The 14,885-nt window shown below is 60.9% G+C and carries 10 protein-coding genes and 1 pseudogene; 6 read left to right on the forward strand and 5 right to left on the reverse strand.

Features of this window, described 5'->3' with window-relative positions; all coding sequences use genetic code 11:
* The first annotated feature begins 111 nt into the window (after positions 1–111).
* The gene (locus ACR9ZC_RS05965; protein ID WP_481579514.1) at positions 112–1,155 is read left to right on the forward strand and encodes a fatty acid desaturase; all 1,044 of its coding nucleotides are present in this window, start codon (positions 112–114) and stop codon (positions 1,153–1,155) included.
* 46 nt (positions 1,156–1,201) lie between these two features.
* Here ACR9ZC_RS05965 and ACR9ZC_RS05970 read toward each other — a convergent pair whose 3' ends face one another.
* Positions 1,202–2,935 (reverse strand): bifunctional diguanylate cyclase/phosphodiesterase, encoded by a 1,734-nt coding sequence (locus ACR9ZC_RS05970; RefSeq protein ID WP_481579515.1) that lies wholly within the window; start codon positions 2,933–2,935, stop codon positions 1,202–1,204.
* Positions 2,932–4,070 (reverse strand): annotated as a pseudogene (locus ACR9ZC_RS05975) (extracellular solute-binding protein). Before ACR9ZC_RS05975 ends, ACR9ZC_RS05970 begins: the two are co-directional and overlap by 4 nt.
* A 590-nt stretch (positions 4,071–4,660) precedes the next feature.
* On the opposite strand from ACR9ZC_RS05975, the gene ACR9ZC_RS05980 reads away from it, so the two are divergent.
* Complete coding sequence (locus ACR9ZC_RS05980; protein ID WP_481579516.1) at positions 4,661–5,554, forward strand: GlcG/HbpS family heme-binding protein; 894 nt, start codon at positions 4,661–4,663, stop codon at positions 5,552–5,554.
* An 865-nt stretch (positions 5,555–6,419) separates the two neighbouring features.
* Here the strand turns inward: ACR9ZC_RS05980 and ACR9ZC_RS05985 are convergent.
* Positions 6,420–6,548: a hypothetical protein gene (locus ACR9ZC_RS05985; RefSeq protein WP_481579517.1), complete on the reverse strand. Its 129-nt coding sequence runs from the start codon at positions 6,546–6,548 to the stop codon at positions 6,420–6,422.
* Between the two features lies 1 nt (position 6,549).
* Here ACR9ZC_RS05985 and ACR9ZC_RS05990 point away from each other — a divergent pair, with 1 nt between their 5' ends.
* Together ACR9ZC_RS05990 and ACR9ZC_RS05995 are read left to right on the forward strand one after the other, a co-directional pair.
* Positions 6,550–8,604 carry a hypothetical protein gene (locus ACR9ZC_RS05990; protein WP_481579518.1) on the forward strand — a complete coding sequence of 685 codons (2,055 nt, stop codon included), beginning with the start codon at positions 6,550–6,552 and terminating at the stop codon, positions 8,602–8,604.
* Between the two features lie 142 nt (positions 8,605–8,746).
* Positions 8,747–9,451: a glutathione S-transferase N-terminal domain-containing protein gene (locus ACR9ZC_RS05995; RefSeq protein WP_440559952.1), complete on the forward strand. Its 705-nt coding sequence runs from the start codon at positions 8,747–8,749 to the stop codon at positions 9,449–9,451.
* Between the two features lie 18 nt (positions 9,452–9,469).
* Here ACR9ZC_RS05995 and ACR9ZC_RS06000 read toward each other — a convergent pair whose 3' ends face one another.
* Positions 9,470–9,979 (reverse strand): DUF1269 domain-containing protein, encoded by a 510-nt coding sequence (locus ACR9ZC_RS06000; RefSeq protein WP_481579519.1) that lies wholly within the window; start codon positions 9,977–9,979, stop codon positions 9,470–9,472.
* Between the two features lie 231 nt (positions 9,980–10,210).
* On the opposite strand from ACR9ZC_RS06000, the gene ACR9ZC_RS06005 reads away from it, so the two are divergent.
* Together ACR9ZC_RS06005 and ACR9ZC_RS06010 are read left to right on the forward strand one after the other, a co-directional pair.
* The gene (locus tag ACR9ZC_RS06005; protein ID WP_440559951.1) at positions 10,211–10,663 is read left to right on the forward strand and encodes a hypothetical protein; all 453 of its coding nucleotides are present in this window, start codon (positions 10,211–10,213) and stop codon (positions 10,661–10,663) included.
* Between the two features lie 461 nt (positions 10,664–11,124).
* Complete coding sequence (locus ACR9ZC_RS06010; RefSeq protein ID WP_481579520.1) at positions 11,125–12,732, forward strand: porin; 1,608 nt, start codon at positions 11,125–11,127, stop codon at positions 12,730–12,732.
* On the opposite strand, the gene ACR9ZC_RS06015 is transcribed toward ACR9ZC_RS06010, so the two are convergent.
* Positions 12,720–14,564 (reverse strand): ABC transporter ATP-binding protein, encoded by a 1,845-nt coding sequence (locus ACR9ZC_RS06015; protein WP_481579521.1) that lies wholly within the window; start codon positions 14,562–14,564, stop codon positions 12,720–12,722. The genes ACR9ZC_RS06010 and ACR9ZC_RS06015 overlap by 13 nt on opposite strands.
* Positions 14,565–14,885 lie beyond the last annotated feature (321 nt).

Here is a 14,885-nt window from a genome sequence, read left to right on the forward strand (position 1 = left end):
CCGGTATAGTCCAAGCACCTCCTACGCCTTCTCGCCAAGAGACAGAAGTGCCGATCTCATACAGTTCACATGCCTGCTTTGATGCTCGCGTGCTGTTCCCAGGAGATCGAAATGTCCAGCGTTCACGAGTACGGGCTGCCGCGCATCGCGCCCGCCACGTCGATGGCGAAACGCGTGTTGCGCGCGGTACTCGATACGGCGGTCATCGTCTATACGATGGGGGGCTTCGCCTTCGGTCTTTATTGCATTACGCGGCCGGCGTTCGTCACCGCGCTGGCCGGCTCGTTACTGATCGCCCATACGATGACGCTCAGCGCGTTGCTGACACACGAGCTGATGCATCAAACCATGTTTCGCCGCAGGGAGTGGAACGATGCGCTGGCCCGCGTGCTTTCGCTGATCAGCGGCGGCTGCTATTACAGCTACTCGGGCCTCAAACGCCAGCATTTCAAACACCATCGCGTCAAAGCCGGCTATGACGGGTTCTCGATCACGGCCTGGATCGTCTCGCTGCCCGCCATGCCGCGCCGCATCATCGTTCTGATGGAATTTTTCTATATCCCCGCGTTGAGCGTCATCTCTCGCGTCCGCTCGCTGGCCCTGCCGTTTTTCTCGCAGCGCCTGCGTCCTTTGCGCCTGCGGATCGCCTTGGTGCTTGTTGCCCGTCTCGTGTGCTACGTCCTGCTATGGCGCTATGCTCCGGCCGCCGTGCTTTGGCTTTTCGTCGGCTGGCTCGGCATGTTGAACATGCTGCGCGTCTATGATTGCTTTCATCATACGTTTTCGATTTACCCGCCCGGAACGCCCCTTCCGCCGCTCGATCGGGACTACGAACAACGCAACACGTACTCGTCGCTCTTCAGCCGCCGGCACGCGTGGCTCAACTGGCTATTCCTCAATTACGGGTATCACAACGCTCATCACGCGGAGCCTTCCGCACACTGGCTCGATTTGCCGCGCATCCACGAAACGCTCGCGCCGGACATTCGCGAACACTGCATCCTTTTTCGCAATCTCGTGAGCGCCTATCATCGCCATCGCATTCATCGAATCTATCGCGGCTTAGGACAGCCGGAGATCGTGGACGGCCGCGTCGACATGGACCGCTTCTGGGGGGTGATCATGAATATTTCGTTCATCACTTACGACTTCTGAACGGTACATTCCGAATCGATCGATGACCGATGCCGAGCGACTGGCCCTAAGACACTGCGCCGGGCGAGGCGAGTTCCTGATAACGGCGATGCATCCCGCACCGCGATGACTTTGCGGCGTACATGGCCGCATCCGCTTTGAGCAGCAACTCCTCGGCCGTCAATCCGTCGGCGGGGAACTCGCTGATACCGACACTCGCTCCAATCTTCAGCCGTTGGTCTCCAAGCTGCAGGTCTTCGTTCATCGCCTCGGCAATACGCATGGCGATCTCCTCGACCACCCCCGCCGACTGCATATCGACGATCAGCACGATGAATTCGTCGCCCCCTAAGCGCGCCGCCATGTCGCTGGCGCGAAGCACGCTGGCCAACCGCTCGGCGACGACGGTCAGCGCACGATCGCCGGCCCAGTGCCCGAGCTGATCGTTGATCTGCTTGAAGCGGTCGAGATCGATGAAGATCACGGCGAGCCGCTGGCTCGTTCGCGTCGCCGTGTCGATCGCAGCCGCAAGCTTTTCCATGAACAGCATGCGGTTCGGCAAGCCCGTCAACGCATCGTGTCCGGCCAGATGGACGAGCTCGCGCTGCTTGCTGTGCAGTTCGCTCATCTGCAAGCGAATCTCCCGGCACATGCTGTCGAAACATCTCGCGAGAATACCGATCTCATCCGAGCGTTCGGTCGGCAACCGCGCATCGGGGGGATGATCGAATACGCGTAGTGCGGCACTCGCGAGTGTATGCAACGGTTTGGTCAGCGCACGGGCAAACAGTATGGCGAGCACGAGTGCAAACACACTGAAGACGATGACCATTCGCGTGATGCGCCCGCCTAGCGCGTCGGCCGGAACGAGCACAGTCGTCAGCGGCCTGGCGAGACCGAGCACCACGAAGCGGTTACCCTCGACGGCGCCGAACGGCGTCCGCGCAAACGCGTAGATGCGCCCGTCGCGCCGGTGCTCGTAGCCGCTGATCGTCATCTGAGCGCCGGATTCGTCGAAGAGCGGCTTCGTCACGGGGAAAGTCTCCTGCATCAGCACGCGTTGTCCACGATCGAAACCGAATGCCAATGCGGGATCCGGATGAATGAGGAAGTCTCCCCACTGATTGGCCATATAGACTTGATCGCGCTGGGGCAGGTCCCGCGCGAGACGTGCGAAGACCCTCGTCAGATCGACGTCGATCACGAGCACGCCGACATTCGCACCATTCGTTCCGACAATCGGAGTGCCCACCCGGACGATCGGCCGACCCGAAGCGGCGTGCGTGCCGGCTTCATGATTGATGACGATCGGCGACAGATAGATGTGTCCCGCCGGCACAGCCAGCGTATCGAAAACATAGGCAAAGTGCCCCTTTTCTTGCAACCCGGCTTCCGGCACCGCGATCACCCCGTTCGGGCCGCGGTCGACACGCACGCGCTCGAGGCCGTAATGCGCGCGCGAGATCAAGCGCAGTTGAAGATAGTCGGAGTGATACTGCATGAAACTCATGAACACCTGCTCGAGGCGCTCGCGCCCGTCTGGCGGCGCATGCTCGACGGACTCCGAGATCTTGCGCGCGGAAGGCATGACGGCCAGGACCAGCGCGTCCTCGGCGACATCGTGCAACGCGGACGAAAAACGCTGATCGAGCAGCCGCGTCGATGTGAGCAGGCTCTGCTGCGCCTCGTTGACCAGCATTGTCCGATTGGCACGATATGCGTAATAGCCGGTCGCACCCGACGACACCACACCGATCGTGGCGAGCAAGATGATGAGCTGGGAAGTGAGACCGAGCTTCATCGTGGGAACCGTTCCGGTGGTTCGCCGGAGACAATGCGCCGCCATAACGACTCGCGCTGCGCGATGTCCTCCACCGGCTGAATCCAGAAAAGATGTTTGCCATCGTCGGCAGCATGGCCGGATGCGGGCCCCAATGTGCTCGCCAGCCCTTGACGCTGAGGCAGCAGCCCACTTACCTCGGGCTCGAGCATGTAGTTGATCCAGGACAATGCCAGAGCCCGATTACGCGCGCCGCGCGTGATGGCCCAGCAGTCGAGCCACGCGAGCGCGCCCTCGTCCGGGATGACATAGCCGACGTCCACTTCCGCTCGTCGCAACAGCTCAATCTGCTGCGTTCCATAGTTACCGAACATCATGGCAGCATGGTGTTGAACAAAGAGCGCCGTCGCCTCTTCAGGCAGTGTGTACAGCGTCAGCAGATTGCGCCGTAGCTCGATGAGCTTGTGTGTGACAGCGCGCATCTGCGCCGGTGTCAGATGGAACGGGTCGCGGTAGCCGAGCGCCAGCGCGGCAAACGAAAAGTTATGCTGCGCACTGTTGAAATCGAGCGTGCGACCGCGGTATTGCGGGTTCCAAAGTTCGAGCATCGAACGAGGCTCGACCGGCACCTGCTTGCGGTCGTATATCAATCCCATCGATGAATAGGTGAATGGAATGGCGTACACGGTGCCGTCGTGCTCGATGCCCCCGATCGTCGAGCGCTGCCTGAACATCGGCAACTGCAGGCGCGTGTTGGGAATCTTCGATACGTCCAGCGGAGCGAGGAGGTTGTCCTGGGCATAACGCTGAATTTCCGCGGTGTTAGCGGCGAGCACGTCGAAGGCGGGGGCGAGGCCCGATGCATTTGCTCCCATAACGTCTCGTCGGAATCGACAAACGTCACCTGGACCTTCGCGTGGAAACGCGTCTCGAATTGCTTGACGACATCGGCATCGGCATAGCCCGGCCATGCGAGTACGCGCAGCAGATTCTGAGGGACCGCATCGGAGGCACCCAACGAGACGCCGGGGAGTGGCACGAGTGCGACGAATGCGGCGATTCCCCGCAAGAGGACTCGCGTAGGATGCCGACCGCTAGTTATTCGTCCAATGAATCCCCGTAGATCGATACGCAGCCAGTTAGAACTTATTCGCATTCGACTGCCTTTTTTCACATCGACACTGTCGCGCGAACAATGCCATAAAACCAATGCACGCGCAATTAGGGGACGATAGCTGTCGTTACACCGTGTTGTCGGACAAAAACCCGCCAAATCGACCAGGATATATTGGCTCCGACGGCTCGCTCAGCCGCGGTACACGGCCTTTTGGTTTGCGGCCTACCTCCTGGAGTCTCGCCGCTTCGCCACGCCCCGCCCAACATTTCGTGCGACCGTGTACTGGTGATCGGCCCTTCGACGGACGATTCGGCAACACGCCCGCAAGCGAGTGCAGTAAGCGCCCCAATAGATAATGGTAATGGAGCGCCATATGCAATGTACGCGAAAAACTCGGCGATGCAATGGCTCCGAGTTGTCTTTCTCGTCGTGAACTTCTCAGTTTTATCCGATAGCGTGTCTCATTCTATTTGGGCAAGCTTTTACAAGCGACGGTTCATGTCACATCACAATCCGCCACACCTTTGTCCGCCGATCATCGTTACTGCTGACTATGATGCATCCTGCAATCCGACCAGAAGCCGTTGCCAGCGCTCTATTCGCTCGCGCGGGGCTGTTTTTGCACCTGTATGGTGGATCTCGCCGCAAAATCAATGTCATTCGCCAGACAGGCTTTCGCTCGCCTTGAGATAAATCGAAAGGCTAGTCTGTTTTCCTGGTTGGTCTCATTTGGCATTTTATTCAAATCGAATACCTCAATTCGAATCCGAATTGCCAGCAACGCTCTTCAGGAGGCCATCATGAACGCGCGCTATTCCCGCGGTGCATTTGCCGCTCTGCTGACCATTGCAGGGACATCCCCTCTACTTGCGGACGACGATACTGACATATCCGGGCGTTGTACCCTGCCGGCCGGCACGGTCGCGCTCGTGCAAAAACAGCTCGCTGCCGTCGTGAATCTGGGCGACGGAAACGGAGGCATTTTCAAACCCAATCGCATGTGGTCCGCCGTCGTCGATCGAGATGGACGCCTTTGCTCAGTCACCAAGCTCGGCGATGCGTGGCCCGGTTCTCGCGCTATCGCGATTGCGAAAGCCTATACAGCAAACGGATTCAGTAATGACAAGCTCGCGCTCTCAACGGCGAATCTCTACGGTGCGACGCAACCCGGCGGCTCGCTTTACGGACTCAACAACAGTAATCCGTTCGACGCGCGGTTTTTGGCGGACGGCACGGGCCAGGGGCGAGTCCTCGGCGGTGTCATCACGTTCGGTGGTGGCGTAGCACTGTATGCGGGCGGCAAAGTGATCGGCGGACTGGGCGTCAGCGGCGATAGCGCATGTGCGGACCATGCGATCGCTTATCGAATGCGCAAGCTAGCCGGCCTGGACGGTATTCCCGCAGGGGTTGGAGCAGGCAATACCGACAACATCCTCTATGCGACGAACACGGTTCCCGTCGGTTTCGAGCACCCCCACTGCTTTCCGAGTGACCTGAGCGCCCAGCAAATCGCTCATCCCTGAGCGCAAGCGGACACACGCACACCGGGTCCCACGCGCGATAGGTCCTCGCGTGGCCCCGGTTCTCTCGGCACGCTCGAGCGCGCCCGTCACTGCATCCCCCTTTGCCGTCACGCCGTCAGCCTTCCCCGCGTAATATCGGGGTCGCACGGATAATTATTGCGCTCCGGTAGTAAAACTATTTCGCGCAATATTTACGCGAGATATTTGCATGGCAAGAAATTCGCGGGATCGTTAATTAGTGTTTTCCGGTCACGCCCCATATGACGCTCGGCAGAGAAAGACTACGTATAGTCTGATAGTGGCACGGGTGATTTTCGCACTGTTGCCAGGGAATCCTTACATCGGACTGCGCGGGGACGTTCATCTCGACGCGAATCGAGCGAAAATAAGCATATCCTCCTGCGATAACCGCCATTTCAGGGCTATCCTCATTTCATATTAGCCCCATTTCCTCACTTGATAACACGAGAAATCTCGGTAGCATACGCCGGGCCCGATCACCCCCGCCCGTCGAAACTTCACGAGATCACGCAGTGCGACAATACTCCCTTTTCCGCCAGCTCTTTCCCGCCATCGCCTCCTGGCGTATTAACGCTAGGAGATTTTTTACCGGTGCTTTATTCATATCGATATCTCTTCAGGCATCGCTTTGGGCCGACAATGCGCTCGCTCAAAGCACGCTCACGATCAATGGAGTGACCTATACCTATTGCGCTAGCGAAGGTAACGTCTGCTCTTTCAGCGGTACCGCAAACGTTGTCTTCGGCACCGCGAGCCCGCTTCAGTACACGCTCAATGGGCCGTTCACGAACGGCGTGAGCTGCTCGAACGGCGTCGTGTCCCAAACCGATCCGGCCTACGGCTATCAAAAAAGCTGCTGGTACAGCGCCGGAACATCGAGCACGACGACGAGCACCTCTTCGACATCGACGACTTCGACGACCTCGTGGACGAAATGTGCGGTTGAAAACGGCACTTGCTCGTTCAGCGGCACGATGACCGTCCTTTATGGCGGCAGCACGACCGCCAACAACGTGAAGAAGACGTTCACGAATGGGACCGCGTGCACGAACACGGCGTTCGGCACGGATCCCGACTACGGCGCCAACAAGAGCTGCTGGATTCCTTCGTCGGGAACGACGAGCACGAGTTCCGGCACGACCTCGACCAGCTCTCCGAGCACCTCGACGACGTCGACGGGCACGAGCAGCACCGGCACCACGAGCACTTCCACCGGCAGCACCGGCACGACGAGTACGACGTCGACGTCCACGTCGAGCGGCAAGATCACCTGTGCCGCACCGGTCGCCAGCGCGGGTGGAACGCCACACGGCCTGATCTCCGCGGATACGCCCACTGCCGACGGTACACGCCTCTTCGCGCAGGGCAGCACGTTCAAACTGTCGTTCGTCACGTCCGCACCGGCGGCCGACTCCGTCGTCTGGTCGGTTCAGGACTACGTCGGCAACATCAAGGGCAGCGGCACATTTGCGGTTGCCAGCGGTACCCAGACGAACACGCTGTCGTGCCAGGCCTCGCTCGGCGGTTACTTCGCCGTCACGGCGACGCTGACCCACGCTGGCGGCACGCTGCCGCAAGCCGGCACGCGTCCGACCGGGATCGCGACGTTCGGCGTCCTGCCGAACGAGTCGGGTGTCATTCCGGCAGTCACGTTCGCGCATCAGGACCAGCATCGTTTCGGCATGCAAGGCTTCAACGGCAACGCGGCAGCGCTCGCGGCGCTGGGCATCTCGCAAACGATCGACGATCGCGAGCTTTCGGCCATGGAGCCCAACGGCCCGAACACGTGGTCGCCCTCGGTGAGCGGGTTGGACCCGGCCTATACGAACGGCAAGGTCATGCGTCTCGTGCGCCTCGATGGCATTCCGGGATGGGCCAGCCCGACGGGCGGATTCCAGGACGACACGAACGCGCCGAAGGATCTCACCTACTATCGCAACTTCATGTCGCGCGTCGGCTCGGACACGTCTGCGATCCGGCAAACGTACTTCCCGAACCAGCAGAACAACTATTACCAGGTGACGTGGGAGCCGCAGTGGACGGATTCGCAATCGAATTTCGTGCAGATGTATGCGGCCGTCTACGCCGGATTGCACGCGAGCGATCCTAACGCTGTCGTCATGGGCACGACCAATCCGCTGGTCGCCAACTGCCAGACCGAGTGCACGAGCGGGTATCTGCAAACGTACGCGGCGATGGGGCTGGGTCAATACATCGACGGCATCACCACGCACGGGTACTACAACGCCGGCACCTACCCGTCGCATCCGCCCGAGCTCTATGACACGGACCCGAACCCCGCCAACGTCGCCAATGCGCTCGACAAGCAGATGCAGGCCCTGCGCGCGCAAATGCAATCGGTCAAACCGAACATGCGTCTTTGGTCGACCGAGCTCGGCATCAGCTACGATCCGGGCGTGGCGTACGGACCGAATTCCCCGTCGTCGAATCAGCTCTACGCGCAAGCCGCCGTTGCAGCGCGCGCACACCTGATCATCCTCGGCGAGGGCGCGCAGGTCACGTACTTCTTCTATGGTCCCGACTATCCGGATGAGGTGGGATACGGCACGTTCTTCGACGTAACCAATCCCCAGGGACAGTACGGTGCGAACAATCTGAGTCCGAAGCCGCAAGCCATGGCATTCGCTGCGATGACGCGCATCATCGACGGCACGCAAACGCTCGGACGCCTGAAGAATCTGCCGTCGATGGTGTATGGCTACGCGTTCCAGCAACTGGGTGGCGGCAAAGTGATCACGGCATTGTGGACGCACAACAATGCACAATGGCCCACGTCATCCGGCGCGTACAGTCCGACGTACAGCACGTCTTACGCGCTGCCCGTCGACGCGAGCGGCACGAGCGGCAACGTGACGGTGCTCGACGTCATGGGCAATGCGAAGACCGTGCCCTATTCGAATGGTGTCGCAAATCTGACGCTGACCGAATCGCCGATCTACGTCGTATCGTCGAACGCGACGGTGACGAAGGCCAACGCGACGGTGCCGGTGGGCTACACGGGTCAATAAAAACGCGGCTCACCACGCTGTTCCGCCACCCGATGCAGGTCCCGGTTGACGGGTAGAATGCGGCGAGTTGTTCGAAGTGCCGGCGACATGCCGGCGCGATCGAACAACTCGCCGTCGACTTTCCCGCCTATCGAGGACTAGCGTGAACGATCTATCCGCCTTCCCCATTACCCGCAAATGGCCCGCAACGCATCCCGAACGCATCCAACTCTATTCGCTGCCCACGCCGAACGGCGTCAAGGTATCGCTCATGCTCGAAGAAACGGGACTGCCCTATGAGCCGCACCTCGTCCGTTTCGACACGAACGACCAGGGGTCGCCGGAATTTCTCTCGCTCAATCCGAATGGCAAAATTCCGGCCATCATCGATCCGCAAGGTCCGGGCGGCAAGCCGCTCGCGCTGTTCGAATCAGGCGCGATTCTGATTTATCTGGCCGACAAGAGCGGCAAATTCATACCGCACGACGAGGCACGCCGCTACGAAACGATTCAGTGGCTGATGTTCCAGATGGGCGGCATCGGCCCCATGTTCGGCCAACTCGGCTTCTTCAACAAATTCGCCGGCAAGGACTACGAGGACAAGCGACCGCGCGATCGCTACGTCGCGGAAGCGCGCCGCCTGCTGGGCGTGCTGGACGGGGTGCTGGCCCACCGCGAATGGATCATGGGCGACGACTACACGATCGCCGATATGGCTACGTTGCCATGGGTGCGCAATCTCGTCGGCTTTTACGAAGCGGGCGAGCTCGTCGGGTTCGACGACTTCGTTCACGTCAAGCGCGCGCTCGAGACATTCGTCGCGCGGCCGGCTGTCGTTCGAGCGCTCGACATCCCCAGCCGCGGGTAACACATCGCGGCAACACCGTCAGGGAAATATGGGCGTCTTGGGCTCCCCGCCTTCGACGTCCACCTGCGGAAAATGCTCGTGCACCATCTGTTGAATTTCCTGCTCACGTGCCTGCGGCACGTCGACCATCAGCAATAGCTGCCCCGCCTTGATCGCGGCTTGAAACCGCTCGAGACGCCGACTGGGTTCGTCGACACCGATCATCGTGGCCGTCCACGCACCGAATCCCGCGCCGGCGAGCGTCAATGCAACGACGGCACCGCCCGCAATCGCGAGCTGTGCCGGCGGAAAGACGAGTGCGACGAGCCCCGCAAGCGCGCCGGTCGCCCCACCAAACGCCGTACCGCGCGCCAGTGCGGCCACGACGTCGCTGGTTTGCAGCAAGGAGGCTTCGGGCAGCGCATCCAGGGTGACGCTGTGGTTGGCCAGGACGTGAATATGCCGCCAGATGATCCGCGCGCGCAGCAGATCTTCGACGATGGCTTTCGCCGAGCTCGCGTCCGATACGAGGAAATAGAGGCGCCGCATGTCGGGTCCTCCTTTGAGGTGGTGCCGATTTCAGTTATAGACGATAGCGCGGCCGCACGATGCGGCCACTCCCTCACATCTGCCTGAAAAGACCTGCGGAGGCGCCCATTGTGTCCGCCGCACTGTAATACCGCTTACGTTTTGTCACCAGAGCGGCGTCAACTCGTGTCGTCGACGTGGCGTTAAACGGGCAGCGCTGAACATTTTCAGCTGCCCAACAAGGAGTCACCTATGAAGACGATTTTCGCTGCTCTCGCTTCCGCTCTCATCGTTTCGACGGCGTTCGCACAGACGACCGCGCCCGCTCCGGCGACCGGCGCCTCCGCTGCCGCGCAGACAGGCCAGGCCAATCTGAAGGCCGGCGCCGGAGCGTCGACGAGCGGGTTGAAGGCCGATGCGTCGACCAACGACGCCGCCACCGCAACCAACAAGGCGAGCACGGACGTTCATACGACCAGGAAGTCGGCGACACACGCTAAGAAAACGCACGCGCACAAGATGAGCAAGAAGCACGACACGAGCGCAAGTGCAGACAAGACCAGCACGAAAGCCGGCAACGAAGCGGCCGTCACGACGCCCGTGAAGACGGATGCGAAGGCCCCGGTCAAGGCCGATGCCAAGGCCGGCGCCAACGCCGACACGAAGGCTGACGTCAAAACCGATTCGACGGTCAAGACACAATAAATCCGACCGTCCCGGACGTGCATCGGCTCAGCTGACGCGAAGCCGGGCACCCCGTTGAAGGCGAGCGCTCCCGCTCGCCTTTTTTTATCTGTGTCGCCCGGGGCTCCGGGAAGCAACTCTCAGCGCTTCTAATAGAAACGATAAAAACAAAAGATTTTTCAAAAAACTGCATCAATCCCAGACTAGCGGAGCCATTTGGACTAATCACGGCAAATCACCCCCGCCGTCGTCCCCAACGCTTGCACCGCGAACCGGTGCGCGCATCTGGTACTGCCGCATACCCGCCTATAAAAATACTTTCGCTTCGTAATATACATTCCATTTTGTAAAGATCACATCTTTACGGAGTGTAATAAATCTAAAAGAGTAATTAGCAGTCCTAATTAAAGGAGGAGATGTTGAAAGCCTTTCGATCCGCGCCGCTTCTTGCGGCTCCAAGCTTGTTGGCGATCGCCGCCGGTATGACAGTTTCCGGGAGCGTTGCGGCACAGGCGCTCCCGGCAAGCAGCCAATCTCAGGAAATACGGTTGCTCAAGGAGCAAATCGACAGTTTGAACAAGAAGCTCGACGCGCTCGCGGCAAGCCAGGCTCGAACCGAAGCCGCTCAAAAGGCACAGCAAGCCTCACCGGCCGTGCCGGCCGCTAATACAGCGGCCTATGCGGGCGTGGATACCGTTGCGCCGAAATCGAGCTGGACCGATAATCTGCCGCCGCGCCTGAAGTCCTTGCTGGAAGTGCTGGGCGAGATCGACTTCTACGGCAATCTGGATCTCTCGGTCGATTACGCAACGAAAGGCCTTGCCAGCTCGTACACGTTGCCCGACGGCACCGTCGTCAGTCCACGCGGCCATATGGGATGGCAGCCGGACATCTCGACGAATCTTTCGTATTTCGGCTTGAGAGGCAAGCGCTCGCTCGGCTCGTCGAAGGATCTGTCATTCGTCTATCAGTTCGAAACGCAGCTCGATGTCTCGGCAACGTCCGGAACCGGCAATTCGAACTCGGCACAGGATTCGACCGTCAAGGGTGCGCTGACTTCGCGCAACAGCTACATCGGTATCGCCTCGTCGAAGTGGGGGGCGTTCAAGGTGGGCAAAACCGATGCGCCCTACAAGAACTCCACGGCAAGACTGAATCCGTTTTCCGGAACGCTCGGCGACTACGGCGCCATCATGGGCAATACGGGCGGCGACAACCGTGTCGAATTCGGAACCCGCCTCGATCATGCGCTCTGGTATGAATCCCCGAACTTCCACGGGTGGTCGTTCAACGCGCTCGTTTCGCCCGGGCAGAACCGCGGTTACGAAAACTCCACTCAGGCTTCGGGCGAATCGAACTGTACGGGCGGCAACATACCAGGCAGCGGCGGCGGCCCCGTGGCCTGTAACGACGGCAGCTACGGCTCCGCATATAGCGCCAACATCGCCTATCAGGGTGGTCCGTTTTATTTCACGACCGCGTACGAACTTCACAAAGCGGTCAACAGATCAGGGGACGTGAGCTCCACGCCCGCTGCACTCGCATCGCTGGACGGAACGGACCCCAACGATATCGGCAACGAATGGGCTTGGAAGGTCGGCATGCAGTACAAGCTGCCCACCCACACCACGCTCAACGGCGTCTATGAGGTGATGCGCCGGAAGATTCCGGCGTATCTCGAGGTGCAAAACGAACGCAGCCGAAACGGGCTCTGGCTTGCAGTGACACAGGACTTCACGCCGAAGGACAGCCTGAGCCTGGGCTGGGCGCATGCGTTCCACACACCCGGCGATCCGGGGCAGCACAACACGCCGCCTGTCGATCCGACCGCGCTTGGCACGGCTAATCCGCACAATGCGGCTAACCTGTTCGCCGCGATCATCCGACACAAGATCGACAAGCATACGACGGTGTATGCCGACTACGCGCTCATGCTCAATCAGCCCGCTGCGCACTATGCGCTGGGCGCGGGCGGCCGCGCGGTGACGGTGGACTGCCATGACGGCAGCTCCGTTTCGCAGGGCGCGCCGTTCTGCTATGCCGGTGGGCGCGAAATGGGCGTATCGGTAGGCCTCAACTACAAGTTCTGAGCGAGCACCACCGGCGGCTCATGCAGCGATGCGTCGAGCCCTTTCGCCATCCCGAGCGCCTGGCGTTCGAAAAGCCGCCGGTAAATACCGCGTTCGATGCGAATCAGCGCATCATGATCTCCTTGCTCGACGATGCGGCCACGGTCGAGCACGAGAAGGCGATCCAGCGCTCGCACGGTCGACAAGCGGTGCGCGATGACGATCGTCGTGCGTCCCACCATCAGCCTCTCCATCGCCTGCTGGATCAGCGCCTCGCTTTCGCTATCGAGGCTCGATGTGGCTTCGTCGAAGATCAGAATCGGCGCATCGGCAAGAAATGCCCGGGCGATCGCGACGCGCTGACGCTCGCCGCCGGACAGCTTGACGCCACGTTCGCCGACGAGCGTTTCATAGCCTTTGGGCAACGCGGCGATGAACTCATGCGCGTTCGCCAGCCGGGCCGCGCGTTCGATCTCGGCACGCGTCGCGCCGGGGCGTGCATAGGCGATGTTCTCCGAGAGCGTCCGATGGAAGAGCAACGGCTCTTGTTGGACGATCGCGATTTGCGCACGCAGCGAGGCTTGCCTGACCTGCGCGATGTCTTGACCGTCGATGAGAATCGCGCCGCTTTGCACGTCATAAAGCCGTTGAATCAGCTTGATGAACGTGGTCTTGCCCGAACCCGAATGGCCGATCAGGCCAATGCGCTCGCCCGGCGCGATGCGCATCGAGAAATCGGCGTAAAGCGGCGCGGCGTGCGCATCGTAGCGGAACGTCACGTGCTCGAAGCGAATTTCGCCGCGCTCGATCGCGATCGCCGGCGCATCGGGCTCGTCGTCGATGCCAAGCGGATGGTTTTCGAGCGCGACGAGCTCTTCCATGTCATTGACCGAGCGCTGCAGATTGCGCACGAGCATCCCCACGTCGCGCAGATAGCCTTGCAAGACGAGGAACATGGTCAGCGCAAATGTAATGTCGCCCACGCTAGCTTCGTCCCGCATCCACAAAATGAGCGCCGCCCCGAGCATCGCCGCCTGCATGGCCGCAAGCATCGCATTTTGTGCTCCGCCGTTGGCCGTGCCGCGCATCCAGGCCCGCCGGGTGCGGCTGCGCCATTTGCCGACGACGCGCGATAGACGCTCCTCCTCGCGCAGCTCCGCGCCGAATGCCTTGACGACAGAGTTGCAGGTCACCGCGTCGGCCAACGCGCCGCCCATGCGCGTATCCCACGCGTTGCCGAGCCGCGCGGCCGGTGCGACGAAGCCGACTGAAAGCCCCGCCGTGACGACGACGTAGACGAGCGCGCCCGCGCCGACGACGGCTCCCATGGCCGGCCAATGCATGCCGAGCAGCACGGTCGCGCCGACGAGCATGGCGAGCGAGGGCAACAGGCCGATCAGCAGCGTATCGTTGAGCAGATCGAGCGCCCACATGCCGCGCGTGATCTTGCGTACGGTCGAGCCTGCAAAGCTGTTGGCGTGCCAGTCGGACGAAAAACGCTGCACGCGGTGGAACGCATTGCCCGCGATCTCGCTCATCATGCGCAGCGTCAGCGCGATGATGTCGAGGAACATCAGGTAGCGCAGCAGCGCGGCCGCGACGCCCAGCGCGATCAACGCGGCAAATGCGCTCAGTGCCGCATCGAAGGCAGCTGCCTTGGCGTGCGCAGCCGTCGCGAGGGCGTTGACGAGGCGGCCTGCGAAGTACGGCGTCAACACGTCGGCCAGCGCGCCCGCCAACGAGAGCAGCACGATGGTGCCGATTCGCCACGGCTGCTTGCGCCAGTGAGCAAAGGTATAGCCGAACACGCTCTTGAATGCACGGCCGCCGAAATCCAGTTTCTTGCGGGTCATAAGTGCTCCGCCCCGGGGACGCCGAGGCGTACCGGGGAATCGAAATCAAAAAAGAATGCGTCTACAGCGCCAGGCGTTCGCCTGCGCGCGCAAACCGCGAGTGATTGATTGGGACGTTCAGCCGGGAAATACGATGCCCGGGTGCGGCAAAGCTAGCTGTGCCGCGGAGGTACCGTGACCGCGAAGGTCGGGAGTGGGGCCACGTAAAGGACGGCTGAAAGCGTTGTCGACACCATTTGGACGCCTCCTTTGCGTGTGGACGAAGTGAACGGAATGAATGAACCGGACTGCGATTGCAAGATTGTAGCAGCGGATGCGGCA

The sequence above is a fragment of the Trinickia sp. HAY1-2D genome, from assembly GCF_056754935.1.

Excerpts from the sequence above, each read along its gene's own strand:
- ACR9ZC_RS06000 (WP_481579519.1), bottom strand. The coding sequence starts at position 9,979 with ATGCGGCGCCTCTATTTCCTCGTATCGGACGCGAGCTCGGCGAAAGCC.
- ACR9ZC_RS06010 (WP_481579520.1), top strand. The coding sequence starts at position 11,125 with ATGACAGTTTCCGGGAGCGTTGCGGCACAGGCGCTCCCGGCAAGCAGC.
- ACR9ZC_RS05970 (WP_481579515.1), bottom strand. The coding sequence starts at position 2,935 with ATGAAGCTCGGTCTCACTTCCCAGCTCATCATCTTGCTCGCCACGATC.
- ACR9ZC_RS06005 (WP_440559951.1), top strand. The coding sequence starts at position 10,211 with ATGAAGACGATTTTCGCTGCTCTCGCTTCCGCTCTCATCGTTTCGACG.
- ACR9ZC_RS05965 (WP_481579514.1), top strand. The coding sequence starts at position 112 with ATGTCCAGCGTTCACGAGTACGGGCTGCCGCGCATCGCGCCCGCCACG.
- ACR9ZC_RS05980 (WP_481579516.1), top strand. The coding sequence starts at position 4,661 with ATGGTGGATCTCGCCGCAAAATCAATGTCATTCGCCAGACAGGCTTTC.
- ACR9ZC_RS06015 (WP_481579521.1), bottom strand. The coding sequence starts at position 14,564 with ATGACCCGCAAGAAACTGGATTTCGGCGGCCGTGCATTCAAGAGCGTG.
- ACR9ZC_RS05990 (WP_481579518.1), top strand. The coding sequence starts at position 6,550 with ATGACCGTCCTTTATGGCGGCAGCACGACCGCCAACAACGTGAAGAAG.